The sequence below is a fragment of the Halomicrococcus gelatinilyticus genome (assembly GCA_024227995.1).
Lineage (GTDB): Archaea > Halobacteriota > Halobacteria > Halobacteriales > Haladaptataceae > Halomicrococcus > Halomicrococcus gelatinilyticus.
Window position 1 is genome coordinate 224,324 of sequence record CP100466.1, and the last position, 24,230, is coordinate 248,553.

The following is a 24,230-nucleotide window of genomic DNA, read 5'->3' on the forward strand; positions in this document are numbered from 1 at the left end:
AACCGGTGGACAGTGACCGACGAGGACCACGAACACCAGGAGCCGGGGGAGCAGGCGATCGACGCCGGAGCGTCGGCCGGCGCATCGACCGACGGGGACGCGGACGCCTCGACGGACGAGGTCGACCTCTCGGCGGTCCACGACGCCGTCGAGGCGATGGGTCGCCCCGTCGTCACCGCCGAGGAACTGGCGCGGACGCTCGACTGCACCCAGGAGTGGGCGAGCGCCGCGCTGGACGACCTCGAAGAAGCGGGCGACGTCTCGCGGATGGACGTGGCTGGCGACCCGGTGGTCTGGTTCCCGACGGAGCTCGAACGGCTGGCCGACCGCGAGCGCGTCGTCGTCTTCCCCGAGCGCCGCGAGGTGATCGTCGACCAGCCGACGCAGTTCACCCGCGCGCAGCTGTCGCAGTTCGCCCACCTCGCCGACACGACGGGGTCGGGCGGCTACCGCTACGTCGTCCGCCAGGAGGACGTCTGGCAGGCGCCGTACGACGACCTCGACTCCCTGTTGCGGACGGTCCGGCAGGTGCTGCCCGAACGGTCCGAGCACCTGGAGGCGTTCGTCGCGGAGCAGTACAAGCGCGCCCACCAGTTCACGCTGTACACCCACGAGGACGGCTACACCGTCCTGCAAGCGGCCAGCGACGAGCTGATGGGCAACGTGGCGCGCCAGAAGCTCGACGAGAGCCACCTGCGCGCACCCATCGCGGACGACGAGAGCTGGGTCGCCGAGGAGAAGGTCGCCGAGGTGAAGCGGGTTCTCTACGAGGCGGGCTACCCGGTGCAGGACGAGCGCGACCTGGAGGAAGGCGACGACCTGGACCTGGAACTGGACATGGACCTGCGCGGCTACCAGCGCGGCTGGGTCGAGGAGTTCCTCGACGTGAAGTCCGGCGTGCTCGTCGGGCCGCCGGGCAGCGGGAAGACGGTGGCCGGGATGGGCATCGTCGAGGCCGTCGGCGGCGAGACCCTGATACTGGTGCCGGGCCGCGAACTGGCGGGCCAGTGGCGCGAGGAACTGCTCGCGAACACCTCGCTCGCGCCCGACCAGGTCGGCGAGTACCACGGCGGCGAGAAGAACGTCCGCCCCGTCACCATCGCCACCTACCAGACCGCGGGCATGGACCGCCACCGCCAGCTGTTCGAGCAGCGCCGCTGGGGGCTCATCGTCTACGACGAGGTCCACCACATCCCGAGCAAGGTGTTCCGCCGGAGCGCGGACCTCCAGACCCGCCACCGACTCGGCCTGTCGGCGACGCCGGTCCGCGAGGACGACCGCGAGAAGGAGATATTCACCCTCATCGGGCCGCCCATCGGCACCGACTGGGACGCGCTGTTCGACGCGGGCTACGTCGCCGAACCCGAGGTCGAGATCCGCTACGTCCCCTGGGACGACGCGACCTACCACGACGAGTACGCCAGCGCCGAGCGCCACGAGAAGCGCCGCGTCGCGGCCTCCAACCCCGCGAAGATAGCGGAGGTGCGCTTCCTGCTGGCCGAACACCCCGAAGCGAAGGCGCTGGTCTTCGTCGAGTACATCGAGCAGGGGAAGGCCATCGCCGACGCGCTCGGGGTGCCCTTCGTCTCCGGCGAGATGCGCCACGCCGAGCGCGAGCGCCACCTCCAGTCGTTCCGCGACGACCGCCTCGACACGCTGGTCGTCTCCCGCGTCGGCGACGAGGGCATCGACCTGCCGGACGCCGAACTCGCCGTCGTCGCCTCCGGCCTCGGCGGCTCCCGTCGCCAGGGTGCCCAGCGCGCCGGTCGGACGATGCGCCCCGCCGGCCGCGCGCGGATGTACGTGCTGGCGACCCGCGGGACGCGCGAGGAGGAGTTCGCCCGCCAGCAGTTGCAGCACCTCGCCTCGAAGGGCGTCCGGGTGAACGAGACGGTCGCGGCGGACGCTTCCCGCCACGCGACGGACCGTCCGGACGCCGACGGGGCGGACGCCGACGGGGCGGACGCCGACGGGGCGGACGCAGACACGGCGAACGCCGACACGAATGACGGTGAGCGCGTCGACGACTGACCCGGGTCGGGCGGCACGCTGATACGGCCGCCCGTTCTACCCCCGGCCATCGTGCCGACGACGCAACCCTTCGAACGACACACCGACCGCTACGAGGACTGGTTCGAGGCCCACGAACACGCCTACCAGTCGGAACTGGACGCCGTCGACCGCCTGCTCCCGTCGGGGACGGGCCTGGAGGTCGGCGTCGGGAGCGGGCGGTTCGCCGCGCCGCTCGGCGTCGAGTACGGCGTCGACCCCGCCGAGGCGATGCTCTCGCGGGCGCGCGACCGCGGCGTGACCGCGGTCCGCGGCGTGGCCGAGGCGCTCCCGTTCGCCGACGCGACGTTCGACAGCGCGCTGGTCGTCACGACCATCTGCTTCGTCGACGACGTGCCGGCGACGCTCCGGGAGGCCCGGCGCGTCCTGCGCCCCGGCGGCGCGCTCGTGGTCGGCTTCGTCGACGAGACGAGTCCGCTGGGACGGCGCTACGAGGAGATGAAGGCGGAGAACCCGTTCTACCGCGACGCCGTCTTCGTCTCGACCGACGACCTCGCGGCCGAACTCGACGCCGCCGGCTTCGAGGACCTCGCGTTCGCCCAGACCGTCTTCGAGTTCCCGGGCGAGATGGACGCGCCTGGCCCCGTCGAGGACGGGTACGGCGAGGGGTCGTTCGTCGTCGTCCGCGCGCGCCGACCGGCGGCGTGAGCGGTACTGCGTCGGAAGAACGTAGCGGCCGGTCTGGAACTGGGCGCGCTCAGACCAGCGTCGACGGCCGACTCGAGAGGTAGTCGAACACCGAGCCGAGCGAGAACCCGTAGGCGAGGTGACCGAGCAGCGTCATCACGAGGTAGACGACGAGCACGGCGCCGGTGTACCCCTCGTAGAACGCGGGTGCGAAGCCGGTCCAGAGGACGAACCCGTACGGCAGGCCCTTGATGGCGAACTCCTCGCCGGGGAGGTACGACCCGATGGACGCGAACAGCAGCGGCCAGGTCACCATCCCGCCGAGCAGGAAGATGACGTACCCGACGGCGGCGGCGTCCCACGGCAGCACCGCGCCGGCACCGGTGAGTTCGGCGAGGTCCGAGAACGACGCGAACTCGAAGCCCCCGAGCGTCGCCGCGACGAGTAGCACGGCCGTCATCACCGCCGTGCCGACGAGGCCGCCGACCGCACCGATGAGTCCGTCGGTGACGATGCCGACGAGGTTGTCGAAGTCCGGTTCCGCCACCTCGTCGGCCTCTATCTCCATCTCGACGGACCCCTGTGTTTCACTATCGTCCATGTTAGATGGTAACGGCTCCCGTGGGTAAAAGCGTTCACCCCAACGTCTCTGTAGCGGTTCGAGAGGCGGTGAAGCGGTAATCGACGGCCAGCGTCACTCCAGCGCCGTCATGTCGTCCTCGGTGAGGTCGACGTGCGAGGCGGCGACGTTCTGGCGCAGGTGGTCGACGCTCGACGTGCCGGGGATGGGGAGGATCACCGGCGAGCGCTCGAGCAGCCACGCCAGCGCGACCTGGTACTGGGAGGCGTCGCGTCGCTCGGCGACCGCCGCGAGCGCGTCGCCCCGCTCGCCGAGTTCGCCCGCGGCCATCGGGTACCACGGGATGAACCCGACGCCGGCGTCCTCGCAGGCCGCGAGCACGTCGGCGTCCTCGCGGTGTGCGACGTTGTACCGATTCTGCACGGTCGCGACGTCGACGATGTCCCGGGCGCGCTCCAGCTGGTCGACGTCCACGTTGCTCAGCCCGACGTGGTCGATCTTCCCCTCGTCCTTCAGCTCGGCCAGTGCGTGCACGGAGTCCTCGAGGTCGACGTCCGGATCGGGCCGGTGGAGCTGGTAGAGGTCGATGCTGTCGACCCGGAGGCGGTCGAGGCTCCTCAGGACGGCGTTCCGGAGGTAGTCGGGGTCGCCGTTCGGTATCCAGTCGCCGTCGTCGTTGCGGAGCAGGCCGCCCTTCGTCGCGACGACGAGGTCGTCCGGGTACGGGTGGAGCGCCTCGCCGACGATGCGCTCGCTGACGCAGGGGCCGTACGAGTCGGCGGTGTCGACGAAGTTCACGCCACGCGCGATGGCTTCGTGGAGGACGTGTCGCGCCGCCGTCTCGTCGTCGGGCGTGCCGATGATGTCCTCGCCGGTCAGCCGCATCGCGCCGTAGCCCAGGCGGTGGACGGTTCGCTCGCCGCCGATGTCGAACGTGTCGCTCCGGTTGTCCAGCGTCATACCACGGGCGTCGTCCGCGGTCACGGAACCTCTTTCGGCGGCGCCAGCGTCGAGGGTGTGACGGACGACGCCGTCGACGTGACCGCGCGACTTCCACAGGTATACAACCGCGCCGGACATACGGCGGCGTATGCAGAGCGTGACGGACCTCGCGGCGGCGGTCCGCGACGCGGACGACGTCGTCGCCTTCACCGGGGCCGGCGTCAGCACTGCGTCCGGCATCCCGGACTTCCGGAGCGAATCGGGCGTCTGGAACCGCTTCGACCCGGCGGACTTCCACTACGACCGCTTCCGGTCGGACCCCGCCGGCTTCTGGACCGAGCGCGTCGACCTCCACGAGACGATGTTCGGTGACGGTGTGGCACCGAACGCGGCCCACGACGCCATCGACGACCTCGCGGACGCGGGTCACGTCGACGCCGTCGTCACGCAGAACACCGATGGCCTGCACGTCGGCACGCCCGCCGCCCTCGTCGAACTCCACGGCAACGCCGACCGGGTCGTCTGCGAGTCCTGCGGCCGCCGGTCCGACGCCGGGCCGGTCCACGAGCGCGTGCGAGCGGGCGAGGCGGTGCCGCCGCGCTGCGATGACTGTGGCGGCCTTCTCAAGCCCGACGTGGTCCTGTTCGGCGAGCAACTGCCGCAGATGGACCTCTCGCAGGCGCGGTCGTGGGCCCGCCGGGCGGACGTCTTCGTCGCCGCCGGGTCGTCGCTCACGGTCGAACCCGCGGCGTCGCTCCCCCGGATGGCGGCGGACGGCGGCGCGACGACCGCGGTCGTCAACCTCGATTCGACGCCGTTCGACGACCGCGCCGACGCCCGCTTCCGTGACGACGTGACCGACGTGTTGCCCGCGCTCGCCGACGCCGTCTAGTCCGTTTCCGCCTCCGACAGCCTTCTGCGGGCGCGGACCTCGTCGTTGCTCGTCACATACATACGACTCGGACACCTAGCGGGTCGTGATGACCACGGCAACGTTCGGCGGCGGGTGCTTCTGGTGTACCGAGGCGGCGATGAAGGAACTCGACGGCGTCGAGTCCGTCACGTCGGGCTACGCCGGCGGCCACGTCGAGGACCCGACCTACGAGCAGGTGTGCTCCGGGGACACCGGGCACGCCGAGGTGGTCCAGGTCGAGTTCGACCCCGACGTCGTCTCCTACGACGAACTGCTGGCGGTCTTCTTCGCCACGCACGACCCGACCCAGCTCAACCGCCAGGGGCCGGACGTCGGCACGCAGTACCGCTCTATCGTTCTCTACCACGACGACGAGCAGGGCGAACAGGTCGAGGCGTACGTCGCGGCGCTCGACGAGGAGTACGAGGACGACGTCGTGACCGAACTCGCGCCGCTCGAGGAGTTCTACGAGGCCGAGGAGTACCACCAGGACTACTTCGAGAAGAACCCCAACGACGCCTACTGCCAGATGCACGCCGCGCCGAAGGTCGAGAAGGTGCGCGAGAAGTTCCAGAGTAAGCTGGAGCAGGCCTGAGCCGCGGCTCGCCGCCCGCTTTTCTACCGCTTCGCGTTCGCTGTTGTCAGAAGTTCAGTCTGGACCCTTCCGCGGAGTAACGCTTATGCTCCGCGACGTACACGAAAGAACGTTCGGTATGGCGTCCCCGGTCTACCTCGCCAGCGCGGCCCTGTTCGGTATCGCCCTCGTGGCGCTCGCCGCGACGCTCGCCCGCTCGCGCGACTGGCGGGTCTACGCCCCGCCGAGCGAGGAGCGCGACGGGTTCGACGCTGCGGAAGCGACGATGCAGAGTCCGACGACCTGGCTGTGGGCTTTCCTCCTGCTCGCGCTCGGCGTCGGCGGGGGTGCGGTCCTGTACGTCGCCGGCCCCGCGGGCGTGGTGCGGCGCAGCGCCTGGCTCGCGATGGGCATCGTCACCGCCGTCATGTTCGGCGGGTTCGCCTTCTGGGGAACCTACGAGTCGGTCCGTCACCGCGGCGTCGGCAGCGCGACCGCGGCGCTCGCGGGACTCTGGCTCGTCGGCGGTCTGTTCGTCGTCGCCGTCGTGGTGAAACTCCTGACGGCGTAGGGGGTCACCCAGGAAAGAAACTATTTTACTATGGCTGACGTATGGCCAGCGCTAGCAAGGACAACACCAATGATCGACATCACGATGGACATGGAGCAGTACGACTGCCCGTTCATCGACACGTCCGACGATTACGGGGTGACGTACTCGGCGATCCACTGGGACTTCGACCGCGCCGCGCGGGAACTGGAGACCCGACTGGTCGTCGAAGGCGACGACAGGGTGGAACTCGACTCCGGGCTCCAGGCGCTCCAGGCCCACGACAACATGCACGACTGTTCGCTGCTCTCGAAGCGGGACAACGTCGCCCACATCCGGACGGCCATCGCGGAGACCGAGGCGATGGCGGCCATCCGCGACCACGACGGCTACATCACCGGGCCGTTCTACATCGAGGACGGCAGCGAGCTCTGGCACGTCGGCTTCGACCACGACGACACCGCCGACGACGCGCTGGCGCAACTGGAGTGGCACAACGAGTTCGACGTCGTCGCGCGCGAGTCGGCCGACCTCCCGGACCTGCAGTCGCTCGTCCAGAACGCGGGCGCTGCGATGACGCTCATCGAAGGGTGTCGCGACCTCTCGGAGACCGAGCGCGAGACCCTCGAACGGGCGGTGTCGGACGGCTACTTCCAGAGCCCGCGCTCGGCGACGCTGGGCAACCTCGCCGACGAGTTCGGCGTCTCCAAACCCGCCGTCTCGAAGAACCTCCGGCGCGGCCAGCGGAAGATGATCGAACGCGTCGTCGAGGCGCTCGACGAACTGGACGAGGACTAGCTCCGGCCCTGGAAGTCCGCGACCGTCGCGTAGAGCGCCCCACGCCGCGGGCCGTGGACCAGGAAGTGGCCCCCGCTGCCGATCTCCGCGTACTCCCGTTGCGCCTCCGCCAGGTCGAGTTCGTCGTACAGCGACAGGGCGTCGCTGCGCTGCGACGTCGCGTCGTCTGAACCTCTGATAACGAGCGTCGGGACGTCGATCTCGCCCGCGTCGTACACGGGGTCGTCCTCGCAGGCCGCCCGCACGTCCGCCAGCGCCCCGGTCTGGGCGACGTAGGCGTCCTTCCACTCGAGGCCCTGTCCCGACTCGACCTGCGTGCGCCAGACGGCCTCGAACAGTTCGTCGTCGACGCCGCCCGCCTGGCGCTGCTCGACCGTCTCCCGCTCCTGGACGTAGTAGGCGTCGAGGTCCGTGTCGAGGCCCATCGCGGCCATCCCCTCCGCGAAGTCGTACGGCGCGCGGTACACCGGCGCGCACTGCGTCAGGGAGGCGACGTCGGAGTCGTTCTCGGCGACGAAGACGCCGCCGGTCATCGTCCCCCACGACACGCCGACGAGGTGGACCACGTCGAACCGCCCGCGGACGAATTCGAAGGCCGCTCGCACGTCCGCGACGGCGTCGCGCGCCCGCACCGGCGGTCCGTTCGCTTCCGGCGGTTCCTCCATCTCCGGCGGGCCCTCGCTCTCGCCGTACCCCCGAACGTCGACCGCGAACGCGGTCCGCCCGCGCGCGGCGGCGTCCGCTAGCCAGGAGTAGGAGTCGTCGTCCGGCACCGGCGGCGCGAACAGCGCCTTCGAGCAGGTGATGCCGCCGTGGAGGAAGAGTACTGCCTCTGCGCCGACTTCGTCCGTCGACCGCTCCCACACCCGCAGGCGGGTCCCGTCTGCCGCGGTCACGTCGTGTGCCGTGAGCGTCACCATTGCACACCTCCGGCTCCGCTCGATCTGGTTCTGCCGTCACTCGCCGGTCGCGACCGTTTGCTCCGTCCTGCCATGGGTGTTATCAACGCCCACGATCCCTGAAAAGTCCAGGGTTGAAATGAGCGCTCCTCTCCGCACCTCTCCTCTCCGCACCTCTCCTCTCCGCACCTCTCCTCTCCGCACCTCTCCTCTCCGCACCTCTCCGAGACCCTGCGCGCCGGGGTGACGGCGGTTACAGCGCGGCCGCTCCTGCGGCGTCTAGCGCGAAAAATTGCGCTCCTCGCCGGTCACTCGTATCGGAGCGCGTCGATGGGGTCGACGCGGGCCGCGCTCCACGCCGGGTAGAGCCCGGTGACGACGCCCACGCCGATGCCCACGGCGATGGCGATGGGGACCCATTCGAACGCGAACACCAGCGGGAGGCCGACGTAGTCGGTGGCGACGAGGCCGCCGAGCGCGCCGAGCGCGACCCCGAGGAGCGCCCCGACGAAGCCGAGGAGGACGGCCTGCACCAGAAAGAGCTGGAGGACGTCGCGATTCTGCGCGCCGACGGCCTTCATGATGCCGATCTCGCGGGTGCGTTCGGTGACCGACACGAGCATGACGTTGGCGATGCCGAGCGACGCGACGACGAGCGAGACGACGGCGATGCCGGTGACGAACGCCGTCAGCGTGCTCAGGATCTCCCGGACCTGCTGGACGAGGTCCTGGTCGGTCCGGACGTTCATCCCGTAGCTGTTCGGCCGGAGCCGGTCGGCGTCGGACGGGCCGGCGAGGTACCGTTCGACCGCCGACTGGGTGGTCGGGATGGACTCGTGGTCGGCCGCGACGACGGTCAGCAGCGGGTAGACGCGCTGTTCGGTCCCCTGGGTCGGACTCCGGACTGTCCGGTCGTAGAACGGGTCGGTCGGGACGTACACCTGCGGCTGGCGGGCCTGCCCCCCGAACTGGCCGATGCCCGTCGAACTGTTGAGCACGCCGGCGACCGTGGCGGACACCTCGCGCCCGTCGGCCAGGCGGACGGTCACCTCGTCGCCGACCGTCGCGGTGTCGTCGAACATGCGCGCTGCGAGCGGGTTGAGGACGACCTCACGGGACCCCTGCTCGAACGACCCGCCGGCGGCGAACGCCGCGCCGTCGAACTGGGCGGGCTGGGTGGCGACGACGCCCTGCTGGCTGACGGTGCTCCCCCTGTAGGTGATGGCCGTGGCGGCGACGACGCCCCGCGGGACGACGGTCGCGACGCCGTCGAGCGCGCGAAGTCGTTCGACGTCGTGCTGGGTGAACACCGGCTGTGCGGCGACGCCGGGCTGGCCGTTCGACGGACCGGCCCAGACGTACATGTTCGGCGCGCGGTCCCCGGCGACCTGGCCGACGATGTCGGCCTGCAGGCTGGTGCCGAGCGTGGCGAGCGTGATGACGGCGGCGATGCCGATGACGACGCCGAACGCCGACAGCGACGACCGGACCTTGTGCCCCCGGATGGACCGGAGGCTCATGCGGAGCGTCTCGGCCGGGCCCATTACCGCGCCTCCTCGACGCGACGCGGTGTCTCGATCTCCTCGATGCGCTCGACGTGGCCGTCCAGGATGTGGATGATGCTGTCGGCGTGCTCCGCGATGTGGCGCTCGTGGGTCACCATGAGGACGGTGTGGCCGTCGTCGTGCAGCTCCTGGAAAAGCCGCATTATCTGGCGGCCCGTGTCGCTGTCGAGGTTCCCGGTCGGTTCGTCGGCGAGGACGATTGCGGGGTCGTTCGCGAGTGCGCGGGCGACGGCGACGCGCTGGCGCTGCCCGCCGGACAGTTCGTTCGGTCGGTGGTCCTCCCGTCCGCGGAGGCCGACCTGGTAGAGCAGGTCGCGCGCCCGGTCGCGGCGCTCCGTACGACTCACGCCCTGGAAGACCAGCGGGAGCGCGACGTTCTCGATGGCCGTCAGTCGCGGCATCAGGTTGAACGTCTGGAAGACGAACCCCACCTCCTCGCCCCGGACCTTCGTCAGCTCGGATTCGGAGAGCCCCGTCACCTCGCGGCCGTTGACGTGGAGGGTTCCCTCGGACGGCGTGTCGAGACAGCCGATGAGATTCAGAAGGGTGCTCTTTCCCGACCCGCTGGGTCCCATTACCGCGGTGTACGCCCCCCGTGGAATGGAGATGTCGACCCCGTCGAGCGCGTGTACCGGTTCGCCGAGGTGGTACGTCTTTCGGACGCCCTCTAGCTTCACCGCGTCGTCCGGCCCCCCTTCGGACCCGACAGCCGAGTGGCTGGCGGTCATAGGCGCTGTAGCATCCCGAGCGTCTAAACCCTGGCCCATCTCCCCCGTTCCGGCCGCGAAAAATTAATCGCGGGCGGCGTCGGCGACTGCCCTCCGCCGGTCGTTCGTCCGCCGACCGGGAGTTGTCTCACGGTCACCGAGCGCCGGTCGCTCCTGACGCAGTTCCGACCGCGAGCCTCAATCCGTTGTCACCCGTCCGTCGACGCCGCGGTAGTCACTACCTGAGCCGATGCGCGTGCCGTCGGCTCCCGTCAGGTCGTTCCTTCTTCGTCGTCGCCGCATCGCGGACCGACACCGTGCGTCCCCTACACTCATGCCGGCGGCGTCCGTCGCTCGACGCATGAAGGTCGACGGAGCGAGACTTCGCGAGGACGTCGAGGCGAACGCCGAGTTCGGCGCACTCGACGGCGAGGGCAACGGCCGCACCGTCCTCACGGGCACCGAACCGAATCGGGCGGCCCGCGAGCAACTCGTGGACCGATTCGAGGACGCCGGACTCGACGTGCGGGTGGACGCCGTCGGCAACGTCGCTGGACGGTGGACGCCGCCGAGCGCGGACCCGGACGCCGCGCCGGTCGCCGCGGGGAGCCACCTCGATTCTGTTCCGGCGGGCGGCATCTTCGACGGGCCGCTCGGCGTCTACGCCGCCCTGGAGGCGGTGCGGGCCATGCAGGACGCGGACCTCGCGCCCGACCGCCCCGTCGAGGTGGTGTCGTTCACCGAGGAGGAGGGCCAGCGGTTCGCGGACGGCCTGCTTGGGTCGTCGGTGGCTGTCGGCGAGCGGTCGGTCGCGGACGCGCTCGCGCTGGAAGACGACGAGGGGACGGCCCTGGCGTCGGCGCTCGAATCGATAGGATTCCGCGGCGAGGGGCGTCTCGACGCGAGCGAGTGGGACGCCTGGCTGGAACTGCACGTCGAGCAGAGCGAGCGCCTCGAACGCGCCGGGGTTCCCGTCGGCGTCGTCACCACGATCACGGGCATCACCCACTGCGACGTGACCGTGCGGGGCAAGGCGAACCACGCCGGCGCGACGCCGATGGACGAGCGCCGGGACGCTCTGGTGGCAGCGAGCGAGTTCGTGACCGCCGTCGAGCGCGCCGCGAACGAGGTCGACAGCGAGACGGCGGTCGGGACGGTCGGCAGCCTCGACGTGCGACCGAACGCGACGAACGTCGTTCCCGGGCGCGTCGAGATGGGGGTCGACGTGCGCGACGTCGACTACGACGCGATGAACGAGATCGTCGACCGGGCCGCCGACGCGCTGGCGCGCCTCGAGGACGAACGCGGTGTCGAGACGCATCTCGAACGGGAGTTCGACCTGCGCCCGACGGCGATGAGCGAACGGGTACGCGAGGCCGCCACCGCGGCGGCGGAGTCCGCGGGAATCGAGACGCTCGCGCTCCACTCCGGGGCGGCCCACGACACGATGCACGTCGCGAACGTCACCGACGCCGGCCTCCTCTTCGCTCCTTCGGAGGACGGCATCTCCCACAACCCTGCCGAGTGGACCGACTGGGACGACTGTGCGACCGCGACCCGGGTGCTCGCGGGCGCGCTCGCCGACCTGGCGGGTGCGTGAGCGCCCGCGTTAGCGGGGCCGTTCCCCCGGACCCGAAGTCCGAGCACAACGGCGGCTACGGTTGCGAATCCCGCGTAGCTGAGGGTTCCAGGTTCGACGCCAACCACTTCCGTGACGCGGTCGATTCCGTTGACGAGAAGGACGACGACGCCGACGGCGAGGCTGTCATCCCCGCCGGCACAGGGGTCGGCAGGTGCTACTCGCGTTGCTGGTCGGTCAGGGTCAGGTCCCTGAGCTCGTTCTCCGAGAGGCCGTCGCGCCCGTGGCTCGCCGCGTCGATGCCGACGCCGCTGGTGACGACGGTTCGGAACGCCTCCTCGACGGTCATGTCGACGTCTTGGAGACGGTCCTCCGGGACGTTGACGACGAACCCGCCCATGACCGGGTTGGGTGCCATCGGGAGGAAGACGGTCGTCATCGCGTCGTTACCGGTCGCCTCGCAGATGCCGTCCGGAGTGTCGGCGGTGACGAACGCGACGGTGTAGGAGTCGTCGGTCGGGAACTCCAGGAGTCGCACGTCGCGGAAGTTGTCGGCGTCGCTCTCGAGCATGACGTCGCCCATCCGCCTGAAACTCCGATAGACGGCGCCGATGCCCGGCACGCGGCCGACGGCGTCGTCGACGCCGTCGATGGCCCGGTCGCCGAACGGCGAGTTGGCGACGGTGCCCGTCAGGAAGACGAGGGCGGCCACGACCGAGACGGTGACGCCGCCGACGATGGCCACCGAGTCGACCGGGACCACCTCGACGAGCGGGACGAGCATGTTCGCGACGAAGTCGAGGAGCGCGACGACGACGTAGGCCGTGATCAGCAGCGGGACGACGACGGTGACGCCGGTGAGCATCGTCTCGCGAACGCGCTGGTACAGCGTCGGCTGGGTCGGCTCGAGGTCCGGGACTCCCATTCGCCGGAGAACGTCGTCGACCACCGAGGCGATGGTGCCTGCACACGCAAGCGTCGCTTCCGTGCGCCGTCCACGTGGGACGTCGGCGTGCCCGTTCGGATATCTGGATAGCTATCTAGCTGTACCTCCGGTCAGTCGCGACGTCGCTTCGACCTATGTGAACGTTCCCCGAATACCATCAATTATTAGGGATACTACCGCGTAACCAATCAGGAAGACGATACAATGACAGAGGACACTCGGGTGCTGTACGTCGACCCCCACTCCGACACGGGCGTCGCGCCGGCGCACCTCGATGCCCGCCTCGGCGACGCCGTGGTCACGACGGCCACGACGCCCGATTCCGTCCTGGCCGCACTCGCCGACGGCGGCGCGGGCTGCGTCGTCAGCGGGTACGCGCTGGGGGAGTCTGACGGGCTCGGCCTCCTGGAGGCCGTCAGGGAGCAGCACCCGGACCTGCCCGTCGTCCTGTGCACGACGTCCGGAGACGAGCGCGTCGCGAGCGAGGCCATCACTGCCGGTGCGACGGGCTACGTCCCGTCGGAGACGGACGAGGAACGCCTGGACGCGCTCGTGGCGGAGATACGGCGCGCGATGGACGAGAACGTCCGACCGCGCAAGCAGTTCAACCGCTATCGCTCCATCGTCCAGGCGATGGGCGACGGCGTGTACACGCTGGACCGGGCAGGCAACATCACGGCGGTGAACGACACGCTCCCGGAACTGTCCGGGTACGACCGCGAACGCCTCGTCGGCGAGCACGTCTCGTTGCTGTTGGACGAGGAGGACGTCGCCCAGGGTGAGCAGCTCATCCGCGACCTGCTGGTCGACGACGAGCGCGACGTCGGGATGCTCCCGATGACGCTCAACACCGCCGACGGACGGCGGATCTCCTGCGAGACCCGCATCGGGCTGCTCCGCGACGGCGAGGAGTTCCACGGCACGGTCGGCGTCCTCCGCAGCATCGAGGAGCACGAGGAGATGAAGGCGGCGCTGCGCGAGGAGAAACAGAAGATCGAGGAACTCCACGAGGTCGCCTCCGAGATGGAGGCCTGCCAGACCGAAGACGAGATCTTCGTGTTGACGGTCGAGGCCGCCGAGAGCATCCTGGAGTTCGACACCTGCGGCGTCGACGTCGTCGAGGACGGCTACATCGTCCCGAAGGTCACGTCGTCCGGGATGGCCGACGACGGCTTCACCACGCTCCCGGCCGACGAGGGGATCGCGGGGAAGACCCACCAGAACGAGGCGTCGTTCGTCATCGACGACATCCAGGCCGACGCGGATGCCAGGCCCGTCCAGTCGGAGTACCGCTCGCTGCTCAGCGTCCCGATGGGCGACCTTGGCGTGTTCCAGGCCGGCTCCCGGGAGGTCGGGGCGTTCGACGACGAGGACCGCGAACTGGCGGAGCTGTTGCTCTCTCACGCTGCCGAGGCGCTGCGGCGCGTCCGCTCGCAGGAGGCGCTGCGGGAGAGCGAGGAGAAGTACCGCACGCTCGTCGAGCAGAGCCACGACGCCATCTACATCTACCGCGACGACGAGTTCGTGTTCGCCAACCAGCGGGCGACCGAGCTCACCGGATACTCGCGAGACGAGCTGTACGAGATGGCGGTCTGGGACCTGTTGCACCCCGACGAGCGCGAGCGCGTCCGGCGCATCGCCCGCGAACGGGTCCGCGGGAACCACCCGCCACACTACGAGGCTCGCATCGTGACCAAGGGCGGCGAGGTGCGCCACCTGGAGTTCTCCGTCCGGGTCATCACCTACGAGGGCGAGACGGCGCAGCTCGGCTCGGCGCGCGACGTGACCGAGCGCAAGGAACGCAAGCGAGAACTCGAACGCCAGAACGAGCGCCTCGAGGAGTTCGCGAGCGTCGTCTCACACGACCTGCGCAACCCGCTGAACGTCGCCCAGGGCCACCTGGAACTCGCCGCGGAGCGCGGTGACGACCACCACTTCGAGAAGACGGCGAACGCGCTCGGCCGGATGGAGGACCTCGTCGGCGACCTGCTCACGCTGGCCCGCCAGGGACAGGTCGTCGACGAGACCGAACCCGTGGAGCTCGAGCCCGTGGTCCAGCAGGCGTGGGCGACCGTCGAGACCGAAGAGGCGTCGCTCGTCGTCGAGGACTCCGTCGACGTCGAGGCGGACGAGGGACGACTCAGGGAGCTGTTCGAGAACCTGTTCCGGAACGCGGTCGAACACGCCGGTCCCGCCCCGACCGTCCGCGTCGGCCGGCTCGCCGCGAGCGGTGCGGAGCGCCGGTCGAAACCGGCGAACGCGGACGGCGGTTCGTCCGAATCCGACGGGTCCGATCAGCGGACGGACCGGACCGGCTTCTACGTCGCCGACGACGGCCCCGGCATCCCGCCGGAGCAGCGCGACACCGTCTTCGAGCACGGACACACCACCGCCGCGGACGGCTCCGGTCTCGGCCTCTCCATCGTGAAGGGCATCGCCGAGGCCCACGGCTGGACCGTCGACGTCTGCGAGGGCGAACGCGGCGGCGCGTGCTTCGAGATCGTCTCGGAGTGACGGCCGCGCCGTCGCACCCGGTCGCTACCGCTCCCACCGGAACCCGACCACGTCGTCCGGGGCGGGCGCGTCGAGCGGGCTTCGCGGCAGACCGGCCGTCGGTTCGGGGTCGTTGTACCGTTTCGGTGCGACGTCGTTCGGCGCGTCGGGGTAGAACAGCGCGGCGAGCAGCTGTATCTGGCCGCGGCCCACGCCGAGTTCGAACTGGCCGCCGCCGTACGTCTGGATGCCGCGGCGGTCGCAGTACTCCAGCGTCTCGAACAGCGACGCGACGCTCCCGAACCGCGAGGGCTTGACGTTCAGCCAGTCGGGTTCGAACGGCAGTGCCTCGACGCTCTCGACGCCGTGGATGGGCGCGTCCCAGGTGACGCGCTCGCTTGCCGCTTCGAGCACGGCCATCGTCTCGTCGGTGACCGCCGGGTCCTCGACGAGCGCGTCCGGCAGGCCCTCGCGCACCACGCGGTAGAGGTCGGCGTCCGGGGGCTGGTTCACCTCCGCCTCGCCGTACTGGGCTTTCACGTCGACGACCTGGACCGCCCCGGTCTCCGCGAGGTCGGCGACGAGCTCGGCGTCCCACTCGGGGTTCGCGTCGAGCTTGAACTCCAGTGTCGGGTCGTGGTCCAGCCAGCGTTCGACGCGGTCGGTCGTCGGTGGGTCGCCCAGGTTCGTGCTCGCGACGAACCGCACCGGCTCCGGGTCGCGGTCGAGCACGCCCGGCAGGTCGCGGTCGGCCTGGCGGAGCGCGAGGTCGAGCGCCGCGCTCTCGAACCCCCAGCGGCGGTACTCGCGGAAGTCGTCGCGGCCAGGACCGGTCGGGAAGAGGTTGCGCTCGCCCAGGGTCGTCGAGAACTCGTCGAAGGCGTACTCGCCCGCGAGGTCGGCGTCCAGGTCGGGGAGCGCGCGCTGGTCGTCCTCGTCGTAGGTGACGTCCTCGCCGCGGCCGACTTCACCGTCGCCGTGCAGGACCACCTCGGTCGTGACGCGCGTGAACCCGCTCGACGTGTCGCGTTCGTGCTGTTCGAACTCGACGCGGTCGACGACGAGTGGCAGGTCGGCGACCCGCTCGTAGAGAGTCATGGTCGTGTGTTTGCGCGCAGCGAGTTAACGGTCCCCGTTGCACGCGTCGCTGCTCGGATCTGCTGTCCGGAAAACGAGTGGACCCTGGCGGTCGCTACTCGGTGACGACCGTCACCGTGCCGTCGAAGTCGAGGATGATGGCCTGGGTCGCGTCGCCGAACAGCGCCTTGCCGGCGGGCGACCGCTTCTCGCCCGCGACGAACACGTGGTCGCAGTCGTACTCCTCCGCTGCGTCGAGGATCTCCTCGCGTTCGTCGCCGAGGCGGCCGACTGCCTCCCACTCGACGTCGACGTCCTCCAGCATCTCGCGCCCGATGTCGGCCGCGAACTGCCGTGCGCCCTCGAGTGCCTGCCCAGCGGTGTAGGAGGTCTCTATCGACGGGATCTGCTCGAGCGAGGTGCGCGTCGACTCGTACTCCTCGGTGGTGGTGACGTGGACCAGCACGAGGTCGGCACCGACGCCCGACGCGAGCTCACCTGCTTCGTGCACCAGCTGTTTCGCGGACTCGGACCCTTCGACGACGGCGAGTGCTCGTTCCATATCAGCACTCTCTCACGTCGTCGTGATAAATAAACTGGTACTCCCGTCCGAACGTCGATAGCTCCGGCGGCTGTACAGTTCGTCGGTCGCGATGGACGTTCGGTCGGGCAGTTCGCCGGCCGAAAGAGGCGTGGCAGCGGCCGGTGCGGACGTCGTCCTCGTGACGGTGCGACCCGTCCCGGCCGCCGCCCGAACCGCCAGCTGACGGCGGGCCGTCTCTCATGCCGGGAGGGAAAAACTAAGGACACGACCTTGCGTTGCGTTCACTGTGAACGAAGCCATCACCCTTCGACCGTCGACGGAGGCAGAAACGTGACGAACACCGCCGAACGCGTCGTCGAGTCCCTCGACGAGCTGGGCGTCGAGTACGTCTTCGGCTATCCCGGCGGCCGCATCATCGAACTGATGGACGAACTGCCGGACGCCGACGTGGACGTCGTCCGCCCCCGCGACGAGCGCGAGGGCAGCGTCATGGCCGAGATGTACGGCCGTCTGCACGGCGCGCCAGCCGTCCTCGCCGGACAGGGCCCCTGGATCGGCAGCCTGGGCGCTATCGGCCAGATGGAGGCACGGCTCTCGTCGTCGCCGATGCTCGTGTTGACGGAGGCGAGCGAGCGCGGCGACTACTCGACGCTCGCGCCCTACCAGCAGTCGCGCGGCGACTACGGCGGTCTCGACCTCCCGAAGATTCTCGACGGCGTGACGAAGGAACACTGGTTCCCGCGGTCGCCGACGGAGACGCTGCGCAGCGTCCAGTTGGCGTACAAGCACGCCACCGCCGGCCGGCCGGGGCCGACGGCGGTCATCTTCGACGGCGACGCCATCACCGACGAGATGCCCGAGGACCCCATCCCGCCGGTCTGGGACGCCGAGGAGCAGGTGAAAAACTGGGAGGCGAAGCCGACCGACGCCGACACCGCGGCGGCGGCGGAGGCGTTCGGGTCGGCCGAGCGTCCGGTCATCGTCGCGGGCAACGGCGTCCACGCCGCCCAGGCGTACGACGAACTGCGGGCGGTCGCGGAGGCGTACGACGCGGTCGTCACGACCTCCTACCTGGGGAAGTCGACGTTCCCGGAGACGGACGACCTCGGAGCGGGCGTCATCGGCTCGTTCGGCCACGAGGGCGCGAACCAGGTGGTCAGCGAGGCCGACGCGCTGCTCGTCGTCGGCTGTCGGATGAACCCGATGGACACGAACTGGCAGGCACCGTCGTTCATCCGGCCGGACGAGCAGACCATCATCCACGCGGACATCGACACCCGCAACGCCGGCTGGGTCTACCCCGCCGACGTTGGGCTCATCGGCGACGCGAAGGAGAGTCTCGCCGCGCTCGCGGCCGCCGGCGAAGGAAGCAACGACTGGGCGCGCGAGCGCGCCAGCGAGGCCCGCGAGTCGTTCCACGACCCGAAGTGCGAGTCCGACGCATCGCCGATCAAGCCCCAGCGCGCGATCAAGGAGATAGAAGCCGTCGTCGACGCGGACACCATCGTCACGGCCGACTCGGGCAACAACCGCTTCTGGCTGCTGAACTACCTCCAGACGCCCGCCACGCGGACCTACTTCGGCTCTGGCGGCGTCGGAGGGATGGGCTGGGCGACGCCGGCCGCCGTCAGCGCGGCCATTTCGACCGACAGGGACGTAATCGGGGTGGCGGGCGACGGCGGGTTCACGATGACGATGACGAGCGTGGAGACGGCGGTCCAGGAGGGCGTCGCGCCGACGTTCGTCGTGCTGAACGACACCAGTCTCGGGATGGTCCGCCAGATGCAGCACGAGGACGGCGACATCGCGGGCGTGGAGTTCCACGACACCGACTTCGTCACTGTGGCCGAGGGCTTCGGCGCCGACGGCACCCGCGCCGTCACCCCCGACGAACTCGCCGACGCGCTCCGCGAGGGCAAGGAGAGCGACGTCCCGTTCGTCGTCGACGCCCGCATCGACCGCGACGAGGAGATGGTCGAGCAACTGCAGTCCTCGTTCTACGCGAACGTGGGCGGCCTCCACGAGTAGGTCGGCTCGTCGCTGCCGTCTCTGCCTTCGTTGTCGTCGTCTGCCGTCCGTGACCTGCGCGCCGCTGTCGCGCACGCTGCGACGTCGCTACCGCACACGGGTCGTCCGTCCGAACGCGGGACCACGAACTACTTGCCGGGTCAGCCCCACGGTTCGGCTGATGGATTCGGACTTCCCGTCTCCGCTGCTGGTCGTCGCGGCCCACCTGGCGGTCGTCGTCGCCGTCGTCCATCTGACGCTGGGCGTCTACAACTGGCTCCGGTACGCGGGTGCCGGCTTCCTCGTCCCGCCCGACGTTCGCTGGCCGCTGTTCGTCATCTCCGGGCTCTTCCTCGTCGCCGGCCTGGTGCTCGCCGTGCAGGGCCGGTATCGCCGTCCCCTCTACCTCGGCGGCGTCGTTCTCATGACGGGCTACGTCGTCGGCTACTTCGGGTGGCACCTCTCCGGTCATCGGCCGTTGTTCTTCCTCGGCCCCGGGACGCCCCACCGCGGCCCGCTCGTCCCGTTCCTGCTGGACCACCTCTTCGCCGGGCCGGTCGAGTTCCTCACCATCGTCTCGGAGGTCGCGCTGGCGGTGGTCCTCCTCTACCTGCTCGTCACCGGTTCGGAGTGAGCGTCCCGGCCGGGGCCGCCGGATGCCGCTACACCTCGTCGATGACGTCCTCGGCGAACTCCTCCAGGACCGTCCGGACGTCCCGGTCGTTGCCCCGGACGTTGATGGCGAGGTGGTCGACGCCGCGGTCGGACAGCGCCCGGAGATGGTCGACGAACCACTGGCTGCCGGCGGCGAAACCCTGGTGGACGTGGTCCATCCCGGCCGTCGAGTCCGCCTTCAGTTGCACGCGCATGGCCTGGGCGAACGGCTTCCGCTGGGAGGTCGCCGCGCGCCAGTCCGCGACGACGCTCTCGACGGTGTCCAGCGGGAGCTGGTAGTGGAGCCAGCCGTCGCCGTGCTCGCCGATCCAGTCGACCGACTGGCGGGCGTTCCCGGTCACGAGCAGCGGAAGCGTCTCCGTCGTCGGTTTCGGAACGAGGTCGAGCCGTCCGTCCGTGGTTCCGTAGGCCGACTCGACCTCGGGGAACTCCTCGGACCAGGCGGCCCGCATGACGCGGACGCTCTCCCGGAACAGTTCGCCGCGCTCGTCCTCGTCGACGCCGAACGCGGGGTACTCCGGCGACCGGTCGCCGCTCGCGACCCCGAGGACGAGACGGCCGTTCGAGAGCCGGTCGACGGACGCCGCCGCCTTCGCCACGTGGAGTGGGTGGCGGAGCGGGAGGACGACGCTGCCCGTCGCCAGCGCGACGTCCTCGGTGTGCGCGGCGACGTGCCCGAGGTAGACCCACGGGTCGTACACCTGTCCGGCGTCGCCGAACTTCGGCCAATGCAGCGGCACGTCCCGGACCCAGAGCGCGTCGAACCCGAGTTCGGTCGCGTACTGCGCAAGTGCCACCTGCTCGTCCATCGGCGGTATCGCCGCCGTCGACGTCGTTATCGGGAAGAAGAGACCGACCGAGAGGTCGCCGCCGAACAGTCGCTCGAACCCGCGGTTCTCGTGGTCGCTCATCGCCGGGGGTTGGTTCCTCGGCCGGGAGAAGGTGGCGGTCCCGGCGAACGACGCCACGGCCGCCTGCTATCCGTCAGTGTACTGCTAGCTCGTTCCACGCTCCCGCGCACCGCATGCCGCATTGGCACACTTTTTTACCGGGCCGCACAGAGTTCCGGTCGGAATGAACGAAACTGAGACGGTACTCGTGACGGGCGGGACGGGCTTCATCGGCTCGTACACGGCCAAGGAATTCGTCGACCACGGCCACGACGTGGTCGCGTACGACCTGTCGACGGACACGCGAATCCTCGAGAAGCTCGGCGTCGCCGACGACGTCGAGGTGCGTCGCGGCGACCTCAGCGACCCGACGGACGTCTTCCGCGCGGTCCGCGAGACGGGCGCGACTCGCATCGTCCACCTCGCCGCGCTGCTGACCAACACCGCGCGCGACAACCCCCGCGCCGCCATCGACGTGAACGTCCAGGGGACGAACAACATCTTCGAGGCCGCCCGCGCCCTCGACGACCAGGTCGAGCGGGTCGCGTGGGCCTCGTCGGCTGCCGTGTTCGCGCCGCCCGCGAACTACGACGACGACTGGGTGACCGAGGACGACCTCGTCTACCCCGACACGCTGTACGGTGCGACCAAGGAGTTCAACGAGCACCAGGCCCGCGTCTACTTCGAGGACCACGACCTCAGCCACGTCGCGCTCCGCCCGACGGTCGCCTACGGCCCCTATCGCGAGACCGGCGGCTCGGCCTTCCTCGCGAACGTCGTCGAGAAGCCGGCGCTCGACGAATCCTTCTCCGTCGAGTACGGCGACCAGGTCATCGACTGGCAGCACGTCGAGGACATCGCCCAGGCGTTCCGCCTCGCCGCGTTCACCCCCGACGAGGAACTCTCCCGGCGCGTCTACAACGTCCGTGGCACCGTCGCGACCATCCGCGAGGCAGCCGAGACGGTCCAGGACATCATGCCCGACGCCGACCTCGACGTCTCCGACGAGGGTGAACTCCCCTGGACCCAGAAGCTCGACATGACCGCCATCAAGGAGGACCTCGGCTACGAACCGCAGTACGACCTCGAGAGCGGCTTCCGGAAGTACATAAACGTCCTCCGCGAGGAGGAAGGGCTCGACCCAATCGAATAGACGACGTTGTGGACGGTGCGTTCGGTGCCAGTCACGGTGGGAACGAGAACCGGTACCGCCACCTGTCGACGACCGCTGCCATCTCCTGGTCTGGCTTGACCGCAGCGGTGACCTTGCTCCGATGCCAGCCTTCCATCCCGTCGTCAGCGAGCGTCACGGCTGCGGCGTGGTGGAATCCGGCACCGACCGTGTTGATTACCGTCCCGTCGATCATCCGCGGTTCGTCGAAGACGTGTTCGACGTGGTCGCCGATGATCGCGTCCACGCCGTCGACGCGTTTCGCGACGGTCTCCGCCCCCGCGAGCGCAAGATGCGACGCACAGACGATGTAGTCGGCACCGCTGCCTGGAGATGCTCGACCGCTGTCCGCGCTGCAGGCACGTTATCTAGTACCTGATACTCGTCGGGAAAGCCGGGTTCCATCGCAGCGATATTCTGGGGCGCAAGTCCGAATATTCCGGTCGTGGCAGCCGTCGGCTGGAGTTGATCCAACGCCTCGACGATATGCTTCCCGGCAAACGGGGTCGCGAACGGCCGCTTTGCCAGGTCGTCTCCGGTACCCAGCAAGATGGTGTTCGGGTACCTGTCGCGGATTCTGTCTAACGTGGTCGCGTACCGCGAGACGTTCGCCTGGTTGCGGCCTCCGAACCGCCCGTGGAACTGCGTCCCGTGGATCACCGTGACCGGCGGCGTCCTCGCAGCGGCCCGACCGCTTTCGAGCACCCCCGTCGCAAGCCCAGCTCCCGCCGCTCCTGCCAGCCACGTCAGTACGTTTCGCCTCGACTTCCCACTGCCCTCCCTTTCACACCGGCTATCCGTATCACAGCTATCCACTGTAAACCAGCCCTCGGCGACCAACAGTGTGCCGACGATACTTGTTCTGCGCTTCCTGAATCGCACGAACAGCGGCCCTAATCGGGACAGACGGGGCCTGAAGAAACGTCCCGTCGAGTCTCGCTGCTCGCTGCCATCCCTCCACGGGAATCGCACCGTACACCCCATCGAATCGATACAGAATGTCGTTCCCCGGCCGACGAGGGGGTAGGAACACGGTGCACTGTCGTCCTTTTCTAGACCGCCGTGCACGTTGGCGACGCCGGTATCGATGAGATAGCATCGCTCCCTGGGCGGTATTGTAGTTACTACGGAATACTATCAGCGGAACTGTCCCGGGAAGCCCCCCGTCAGACGCCCCAGGACGCGTCATGGGTGTCCGTGTTCGGATGGTGATGCCGTCGGGATTCCGTGTAGGCTTTCGGCTGCCGTGTGGGCTAGATTAACGCGACTCTGGGATGGCATCACTCTCCGGTATCACAGTCCTATTAATATAGGGGAGAAGAATAATAATTGCATGAATAATGCAATTCTATCTCGGCTCAGGCACACACTCCGCGACGTCCTCGATGGGCGCGGAGTCCCTGAAGCCGACCAGCGACTCATCGGATACACGACGGGCGCCCACGCGCTCGACCACCTCGTCGTCCTTTCGATTCCGCTGTTCGTTCCTATATGGATCGAGGAGTTCCAGGTGACGACCTACGAACTGGGACTGCTCGTCACGCTGATGACCGGCCTGTACGGAGCCATGGCGCTTCCCTCCGGCATCCTGAGCGACCGGTTTGGCGCGGACAAGGTCATCACCGGATTCCTGGTGTTGACCGGCAGCGTGTTTCTCGCCATTCCCCTGGTGAACTCGTTCGCTACGCTGGCGGTCGTCGTCGCCCTCGCAGGAGTCGGTGCCGGGTTCTATCATCCGCCCGCACTCGCGTTCATCAGTCGCGAAGCGGACGCACCGAGCAAGGGGTTCGCCTACCATGGCATCGGCGCGAACCTGGGGATCGGTATCGGCCCGCTCCTCATCACGGCCGGCCTGGCCGTCACCGACTGGCGAACCGTGCTCACGCTGCTCGCCGTCCCGCTCCTCGGCTTCGGCGTCCTGTTCGCGCTCCGCGGTCCCTCGGACTCGAACGACCACACGGCGTCCGAACATTCGTTCGGTGACGTGGTCGATCAGCTCAAGGCCCTCGTCACGCCGGTCTTCATCGGCATCGTCGCCATGTACGTGTTCGCCGGCGTCTACTACCGAGGCACGCTCACGTTCCTCCCGAAGTTCATCGACACGCTCTCGACGCTCCCGAGTCTCGAGGTCGCGAGCGCGTCCGTCGGTGCGGGGCAGTGGCTGTACTCACTGATCCTGCTGACCGGGTCGGTCGGCCAGGTCGTCGGCGGGAACCTCGGTGAACGGTTCCAGATCGAGCACGTCCTGCTGGGCGTCTTCGTCTCCACCTCGCTCGTACTGCTCGCCCTCGGGTGGCTCTCCGGCACTGCCGTCATCGCGGTCGGACTCGTCTTCGGTGCCCTGCTGTTCACGCTCGCCCCGCTGCAGTCTGGCCTCGTCGCGAAACACACGCCGGACGCAGGCCAGGGCATCGGTTTCGGCGTCGTCTTCACGGTCAACTTCGGGATCGGCGCGTTCGGCGCCTCCCTGGCCGGCTGGATTCTGTCGAGCAGTTCGTACTCGCTGCTGTTCGGCGCCCTCGCGCTGTTCCCGCTCGTCGCTGCCGCTGCGGTCATCTCGGTCTCGAAGGCAGGGGCTTCGGCGTGACCGCCGACTACACGCCGATCGGACGCGTTCGCTCGC

22 protein-coding genes are annotated in these 24,230 nt (G+C 69.2%); 12 read left to right on the forward strand and 10 right to left on the reverse strand.

Annotated features, from left to right (window positions below; translation table 11 throughout):
* Nucleotides 1-12 precede the first annotated feature (12 nt).
* Both NKT36_RS16305 and NKT36_RS16310 read left to right on the forward strand, forming a co-directional pair.
* Nucleotides 13-2,031 (forward strand): DEAD/DEAH box helicase family protein, encoded by a 2,019-nt coding sequence (locus NKT36_RS16305; protein WP_327053443.1) that lies wholly within the window; start codon nucleotides 13-15, stop codon nucleotides 2,029-2,031.
* 51 nt (nucleotides 2,032-2,082) lie between these two features.
* Complete coding sequence (locus tag NKT36_RS16310) at nucleotides 2,083-2,718, forward strand: class I SAM-dependent methyltransferase (protein WP_327053444.1); 636 nt, start codon at nucleotides 2,083-2,085, stop codon at nucleotides 2,716-2,718.
* A gap of 49 nt (nucleotides 2,719-2,767) precedes the next feature.
* On the opposite strand, the gene NKT36_RS16315 is transcribed toward NKT36_RS16310, so the two are convergent.
* Both NKT36_RS16315 and NKT36_RS16320 read right to left on the reverse strand, forming a co-directional pair.
* Nucleotides 2,768-3,298, reverse strand: a complete 531-nt coding sequence (locus tag NKT36_RS16315; RefSeq protein WP_327053445.1) for a DUF6789 family protein — start codon at nucleotides 3,296-3,298, stop codon at nucleotides 2,768-2,770.
* A gap of 93 nt (nucleotides 3,299-3,391) precedes the next feature.
* A complete protein-coding gene (locus NKT36_RS16320; RefSeq protein WP_327053446.1) occupies nucleotides 3,392-4,237 on the reverse strand; it encodes an aldo/keto reductase in 846 nt (281 codons plus the stop codon).
* Nucleotides 4,238-4,367: 130 nt separating this feature from the next.
* Here NKT36_RS16320 and NKT36_RS16325 point away from each other — a divergent pair, with 130 nt between their 5' ends.
* The 4 genes from NKT36_RS16325 to NKT36_RS16340 all read left to right on the forward strand — a co-directional run bounded on the left by NKT36_RS16325 (nucleotide 4,368) and on the right by NKT36_RS16340 (nucleotide 7,054).
* Nucleotides 4,368-5,111 (forward strand): SIR2 family NAD-dependent protein deacylase, encoded by a 744-nt coding sequence (locus NKT36_RS16325; protein WP_327053447.1) that lies wholly within the window; start codon nucleotides 4,368-4,370, stop codon nucleotides 5,109-5,111.
* Between the two features lie 88 nt (nucleotides 5,112-5,199).
* Nucleotides 5,200-5,727: a peptide-methionine (S)-S-oxide reductase MsrA gene (gene msrA, locus NKT36_RS16330; RefSeq protein ID WP_327053448.1), complete on the forward strand. Its 528-nt coding sequence runs from the start codon at nucleotides 5,200-5,202 to the stop codon at nucleotides 5,725-5,727.
* 118 nt (nucleotides 5,728-5,845) lie between these two features.
* Nucleotides 5,846-6,277, forward strand: a complete 432-nt coding sequence (locus NKT36_RS16335; protein ID WP_327053449.1) for a hypothetical protein — start codon at nucleotides 5,846-5,848, stop codon at nucleotides 6,275-6,277.
* Nucleotides 6,278-6,346: 69 nt separating this feature from the next.
* Nucleotides 6,347-7,054: a helix-turn-helix domain-containing protein gene (locus NKT36_RS16340; RefSeq protein WP_327053450.1), complete on the forward strand. Its 708-nt coding sequence runs from the start codon at nucleotides 6,347-6,349 to the stop codon at nucleotides 7,052-7,054.
* On the opposite strand, the gene NKT36_RS16345 is transcribed toward NKT36_RS16340, so the two are convergent.
* The 3 genes from NKT36_RS16345 to NKT36_RS16355 all read right to left on the reverse strand — a co-directional run bounded on the left by NKT36_RS16345 (nucleotide 7,051) and on the right by NKT36_RS16355 (nucleotide 10,246).
* A complete protein-coding gene (locus tag NKT36_RS16345; RefSeq protein ID WP_327053451.1) occupies nucleotides 7,051-7,974 on the reverse strand; it encodes an alpha/beta hydrolase in 924 nt (307 codons plus the stop codon). The two genes, NKT36_RS16340 and NKT36_RS16345, sit on opposite strands and share 4 nt — an antisense overlap.
* Before the next feature lie 287 nt (nucleotides 7,975-8,261).
* Nucleotides 8,262-9,497 carry an ABC transporter permease gene (locus NKT36_RS16350; protein ID WP_327053452.1) on the reverse strand — a complete coding sequence of 412 codons (1,236 nt, stop codon included), beginning with the start codon at nucleotides 9,495-9,497 and terminating at the stop codon, nucleotides 8,262-8,264.
* Nucleotides 9,497-10,246: an ABC transporter ATP-binding protein gene (locus tag NKT36_RS16355; RefSeq protein ID WP_327053453.1), complete on the reverse strand. Its 750-nt coding sequence runs from the start codon at nucleotides 10,244-10,246 to the stop codon at nucleotides 9,497-9,499. The genes NKT36_RS16350 and NKT36_RS16355 overlap by 1 nt, the downstream gene beginning before the upstream one ends.
* A gap of 340 nt (nucleotides 10,247-10,586) precedes the next feature.
* Here NKT36_RS16355 and NKT36_RS16360 point away from each other — a divergent pair, with 340 nt between their 5' ends.
* Complete coding sequence (locus NKT36_RS16360) at nucleotides 10,587-11,825, forward strand: Zn-dependent hydrolase (RefSeq protein ID WP_327053454.1); 1,239 nt, start codon at nucleotides 10,587-10,589, stop codon at nucleotides 11,823-11,825.
* Between the two features lie 196 nt (nucleotides 11,826-12,021).
* Here NKT36_RS16360 and NKT36_RS16365 read toward each other — a convergent pair whose 3' ends face one another.
* Nucleotides 12,022-12,729, reverse strand: coding sequence for a DUF502 domain-containing protein (locus tag NKT36_RS16365; RefSeq protein WP_327053455.1), 708 nt, complete (start codon nucleotides 12,727-12,729; stop codon nucleotides 12,022-12,024).
* 225 nt (nucleotides 12,730-12,954) lie between these two features.
* Here NKT36_RS16365 and NKT36_RS16370 point away from each other — a divergent pair, with 225 nt between their 5' ends.
* The gene (locus tag NKT36_RS16370) at nucleotides 12,955-15,264 is read left to right on the forward strand and encodes a PAS domain S-box protein (protein WP_327053456.1); all 2,310 of its coding nucleotides are present in this window, start codon (nucleotides 12,955-12,957) and stop codon (nucleotides 15,262-15,264) included.
* Between the two features lie 24 nt (nucleotides 15,265-15,288).
* On the opposite strand, the gene NKT36_RS16375 is transcribed toward NKT36_RS16370, so the two are convergent.
* Together NKT36_RS16375 and NKT36_RS16380 are read right to left on the reverse strand one after the other, a co-directional pair.
* Nucleotides 15,289-16,341, reverse strand: a complete 1,053-nt coding sequence (locus tag NKT36_RS16375; protein ID WP_327053457.1) for a hypothetical protein — start codon at nucleotides 16,339-16,341, stop codon at nucleotides 15,289-15,291.
* Between the two features lie 94 nt (nucleotides 16,342-16,435).
* The gene (locus tag NKT36_RS16380; protein WP_327053458.1) at nucleotides 16,436-16,882 is read right to left on the reverse strand and encodes a universal stress protein; all 447 of its coding nucleotides are present in this window, start codon (nucleotides 16,880-16,882) and stop codon (nucleotides 16,436-16,438) included.
* A gap of 312 nt (nucleotides 16,883-17,194) precedes the next feature.
* On the opposite strand from NKT36_RS16380, the gene NKT36_RS16385 reads away from it, so the two are divergent.
* Nucleotides 17,195-18,892 (forward strand): thiamine pyrophosphate-binding protein, encoded by a 1,698-nt coding sequence (locus tag NKT36_RS16385; protein ID WP_327053459.1) that lies wholly within the window; start codon nucleotides 17,195-17,197, stop codon nucleotides 18,890-18,892.
* 160 nt (nucleotides 18,893-19,052) lie between these two features.
* Entirely contained in the window at nucleotides 19,053-19,505 is a 453-nt protein-coding gene (locus NKT36_RS16390; RefSeq protein ID WP_327053460.1) for a hypothetical protein, read from the forward strand.
* A 28-nt stretch (nucleotides 19,506-19,533) separates the two neighbouring features.
* Here the strand turns inward: NKT36_RS16390 and NKT36_RS16395 are convergent, their stop codons facing one another.
* The gene (locus tag NKT36_RS16395) at nucleotides 19,534-20,457 is read right to left on the reverse strand and encodes an LLM class oxidoreductase (protein WP_327053461.1); all 924 of its coding nucleotides are present in this window, start codon (nucleotides 20,455-20,457) and stop codon (nucleotides 19,534-19,536) included.
* 163 nt (nucleotides 20,458-20,620) lie between these two features.
* Between NKT36_RS16395 and NKT36_RS16400 the strand changes: the two genes are divergently transcribed.
* Nucleotides 20,621-21,589 carry an NAD-dependent epimerase/dehydratase family protein gene (locus NKT36_RS16400; RefSeq protein WP_327053462.1) on the forward strand — a complete coding sequence of 323 codons (969 nt, stop codon included), beginning with the start codon at nucleotides 20,621-20,623 and terminating at the stop codon, nucleotides 21,587-21,589.
* A gap of 31 nt (nucleotides 21,590-21,620) precedes the next feature.
* Here the strand turns inward: NKT36_RS16400 and NKT36_RS16405 are convergent, their stop codons facing one another.
* Nucleotides 21,621-21,854: a hypothetical protein gene (locus tag NKT36_RS16405; RefSeq protein WP_327053463.1), complete on the reverse strand. Its 234-nt coding sequence runs from the start codon at nucleotides 21,852-21,854 to the stop codon at nucleotides 21,621-21,623.
* A 1,086-nt stretch (nucleotides 21,855-22,940) separates the two neighbouring features.
* Here NKT36_RS16405 and NKT36_RS16410 point away from each other — a divergent pair.
* A complete protein-coding gene (locus tag NKT36_RS16410; RefSeq protein ID WP_327053464.1) occupies nucleotides 22,941-24,194 on the forward strand; it encodes an MFS transporter in 1,254 nt (417 codons plus the stop codon).
* Nucleotides 24,195-24,230: the final 36 nt, after the last annotated feature.

Coding starts and splice junctions, on each gene's coding strand:
- NKT36_RS16315 (WP_327053445.1), bottom strand. CDS start 3,298: ATGGACGATAGTGAAACACAGGGGTCCGTCGAGATGGAGATAGAGGCC.
- NKT36_RS16320 (WP_327053446.1), bottom strand. CDS start 4,237: ATGACGCTGGACAACCGGAGCGACACGTTCGACATCGGCGGCGAGCGA.
- NKT36_RS16325 (WP_327053447.1), top strand. CDS start 4,368: ATGCAGAGCGTGACGGACCTCGCGGCGGCGGTCCGCGACGCGGACGAC.
- msrA (WP_327053448.1), top strand. CDS start 5,200: ATGACCACGGCAACGTTCGGCGGCGGGTGCTTCTGGTGTACCGAGGCG.
- NKT36_RS16335 (WP_327053449.1), top strand. CDS start 5,846: ATGGCGTCCCCGGTCTACCTCGCCAGCGCGGCCCTGTTCGGTATCGCC.
- NKT36_RS16340 (WP_327053450.1), top strand. CDS start 6,347: ATGATCGACATCACGATGGACATGGAGCAGTACGACTGCCCGTTCATC.
- NKT36_RS16345 (WP_327053451.1), bottom strand. CDS start 7,974: ATGGTGACGCTCACGGCACACGACGTGACCGCGGCAGACGGGACCCGC.
- NKT36_RS16350 (WP_327053452.1), bottom strand. CDS start 9,497: ATGGGCCCGGCCGAGACGCTCCGCATGAGCCTCCGGTCCATCCGGGGG.
- NKT36_RS16355 (WP_327053453.1), bottom strand. CDS start 10,246: ATGACCGCCAGCCACTCGGCTGTCGGGTCCGAAGGGGGGCCGGACGAC.
- NKT36_RS16360 (WP_327053454.1), top strand. CDS start 10,587: ATGAAGGTCGACGGAGCGAGACTTCGCGAGGACGTCGAGGCGAACGCC.
- NKT36_RS16365 (WP_327053455.1), bottom strand. CDS start 12,729: ATGGGAGTCCCGGACCTCGAGCCGACCCAGCCGACGCTGTACCAGCGC.
- NKT36_RS16370 (WP_327053456.1), top strand. CDS start 12,955: ATGACAGAGGACACTCGGGTGCTGTACGTCGACCCCCACTCCGACACG.
- NKT36_RS16375 (WP_327053457.1), bottom strand. CDS start 16,341: ATGACTCTCTACGAGCGGGTCGCCGACCTGCCACTCGTCGTCGACCGC.
- NKT36_RS16380 (WP_327053458.1), bottom strand. CDS start 16,882: ATGGAACGAGCACTCGCCGTCGTCGAAGGGTCCGAGTCCGCGAAACAG.
- NKT36_RS16390 (WP_327053460.1), top strand. CDS start 19,053: ATGGATTCGGACTTCCCGTCTCCGCTGCTGGTCGTCGCGGCCCACCTG.
- NKT36_RS16395 (WP_327053461.1), bottom strand. CDS start 20,457: ATGAGCGACCACGAGAACCGCGGGTTCGAGCGACTGTTCGGCGGCGAC.
- NKT36_RS16400 (WP_327053462.1), top strand. CDS start 20,621: ATGAACGAAACTGAGACGGTACTCGTGACGGGCGGGACGGGCTTCATC.
- NKT36_RS16410 (WP_327053464.1), top strand. CDS start 22,941: ATGAATAATGCAATTCTATCTCGGCTCAGGCACACACTCCGCGACGTC.